Origin of the sequence: Vibrio sp. 2-2(8), assembly GCF_963888495.1 — a bacterium.
GTDB classification, from domain to species: domain Bacteria; phylum Pseudomonadota; class Gammaproteobacteria; order Enterobacterales; family Vibrionaceae; genus Vibrio; species Vibrio anguillarum.
Map to the genome: position 1 here is coordinate 1 of NZ_CAWPJM010000027.1, position 2,231 is coordinate 2,231.

Annotated in this window: 2 protein-coding genes and 2 pseudogenes; 3 read left to right on the forward strand and 1 reads right to left on the reverse strand. The window is 37.0% G+C overall.

Going from position 1 to position 2,231, the window contains the following annotated elements; translation table 11 throughout:
* Positions 1-96: IS3 family transposase (locus AACV12_RS09165; RefSeq protein ID WP_130200936.1), on the forward strand; the 96-nt coding region annotated here is incomplete at its 5' end.
* A 29-nt stretch (positions 97-125) separates the two neighbouring features.
* Here the strand turns inward: AACV12_RS09165 and AACV12_RS09170 are convergent.
* Positions 126-800 (reverse strand): annotated as a pseudogene (locus tag AACV12_RS09170) (IS110 family transposase); the annotation flags it as partial.
* 73 nt (positions 801-873) lie between these two features.
* On the opposite strand from AACV12_RS09170, the pseudogene AACV12_RS09175 reads away from it, so the two are divergent.
* Positions 874-1,032 (forward strand): annotated as a pseudogene (locus AACV12_RS09175) (DUF6500 family protein); the annotation flags it as partial.
* Positions 1,033-1,226: 194 nt separating this feature from the next.
* Positions 1,227-1,973, forward strand: a complete 747-nt coding sequence (locus AACV12_RS09180) for a substrate-binding periplasmic protein (protein ID WP_170901604.1) — start codon at positions 1,227-1,229, stop codon at positions 1,971-1,973.
* The last annotated feature ends 258 nt before the right edge of the window (positions 1,974-2,231 follow it).

Genomic DNA, 2,231 nt, shown 5'->3' on the forward strand with positions numbered 1-2,231 from the left:
TTCGAGTACATAGAGGTTGATTATAATCGGACGAGAAGGCACAGTGCTCTTGGGTATCTAAGCCCAGTTAACTTTGAACAGCAAAATGTCGCTTAATGTGGTGTCCAGTTTTGCTGGAGCAGATCAGCTGTCATTGGCCCAATTCCTGGGACACTTTGTAAAAGAGTTAACAATTCATCGTCTTTCAGCAAGTTTTCTAATTTCTTTTCCTGCTCTTTAACCCATGTATTCAATTGATTGTAATGATCTAATTGTTCTCTAAGCTCCAAAATTAACATTGGTGGAACGGGTTCTTTATTATCGGCCAAATACTGAAATAGGTTCTTCATGTTGTGATGCCCTCTCGGAAAACTTATCCCAAACTCTAGAAGAATTGAACCAATCCTATTCATGCACGCTGTTCTTTCCTTGAGATAACCTGCTCTGATTTTTCGGACGACTGTACATACTTGAGCTAATTCACTTTTTGGAGAGACAAAACGCATATTTGGACGCATTGACGCTTCTGCAATTGCATCAGCGTCGATGAAGTCATTTTTGTTTGTTTTTACGTAAGGTTTAACATACTGAGCAGGAATCAATTTGACTTGATGTCCATAAGACTCACACCGCCTCGCCAGCCAATGAGCGCCACCACAAGCTTCCATCGCAACAATAACAGGTTCATGAACTGATAATAATTGAAGCAGCTTTTGTCTGTTAAGCTTCTTTCTGAAGACTTCTCTACCTGAGTAATCATGGCCGATAAGATGAAATGTGTTCTTTCCTAAATCGATACCGATAACGCGAATAGTAGTCATGATGGTCACCTTTATTTAACTGAACCTAACAATGTTAAGTTTAGCGTGTGGGTGGGGCGTACCATCTTATTAGGGTGATAATGTAGGCGTTTCATTTTATGCATTTTTTGCTAATAAAAATGACGATCCAGATTTGTTAATGGAAGCCGCAACATGGTGGATTCAAGAACACAAATTAGATCATTTTGAAAAAGCTCATAAAATCATGGCAATGGTAAAATCTGATATTTAGTGAACTGAACCATAACAAACGGTTTAAGAGGGACTGCCAACGCGTGGCGGTTTTTGCTTAAATCAGCATTTGTGATTACGGTTTCTATTTTAGGTTCGGTGTTTTGCGTTGTCAGCCCCTTAACCGGGCGTTATGTTTTATCATACTCTTTTGTCTATACTGACTACATAATGGTATTGAAGGGAAAATTTGACATGAAACAGATGTTATTTATTTTGTGGTTACTAATAATCCCAAGCATGTCTAGAGCAGAAATTAAGTTAGTGACACTGGATTATCCCCCGTATATAACTCAGGATAAAGATAAGCTTGATGGTGTTGCTGTAAGACTATTAAGAGATATTTTTCAACAAATAGATACACCCATTAAAATAAATATTTTGCCATGGGGAAGAGCAATCAGTTATGTGGAAAATGGCACGGCTGATGCCATATTTACAGCGTTTAAAACACCAGAAAGAGAAAAGTTTGCTGACTATAATAATGAAGTGCTATTTAATCAAAAAATTATAATTATTAGGCCAAATGTAAGTCATGTTATTTGGGATAAGTCAAATATCAAGGAATTAAGTATCTGTTTGGTCAATAATGTTAGTTATGGGACTTGGTTAGACAGCATGCTAGCTCAAAACAACTTTAAAGCAATATACAAAGTTAATTCAGCGGAGCAGTGTGTCCTAATGTTACTTTCTAACAGAGTTGATTTTTGGGTCAATAATGAGTTTGGTGCAAGATATATAGCCGCTCAAATGGGTGTAACTAATGATATTTACTTGGAAACTCCACCATTAGAGTCAACACCAAGCTACATTGCATTTTCTAAAAAAAATCAACATTTGGATTTAGTAAAAAAGATTGACCATACGCTAAGGACAATGAAAGAAAATGGTGCATATCAAAGGATAATTGATGATTATTTCAATGAAATAGGAAGTAAGTAGCCATTTTTTCGATCAACATAACAAACGGCTCAAGAGGGATTGCCAACGCGTGGCGGCTTTAGTTCAAAATTGAAGTTCAGTGTTTACAGTGTGTTTTTTAAGTTCGGCTATGCGTTGTCAACCCCTTAGCCGGGCGTTAGGCAAAGTGAGTTTTTATCAGCTAAGTCGAGTTTGAATTGAACGGTAAATGCCATGTTTTCTAGCTTAAGTTAAGCAATAAATAATCATCACATATTTGTTGTTTCTTGATCGCGTTGG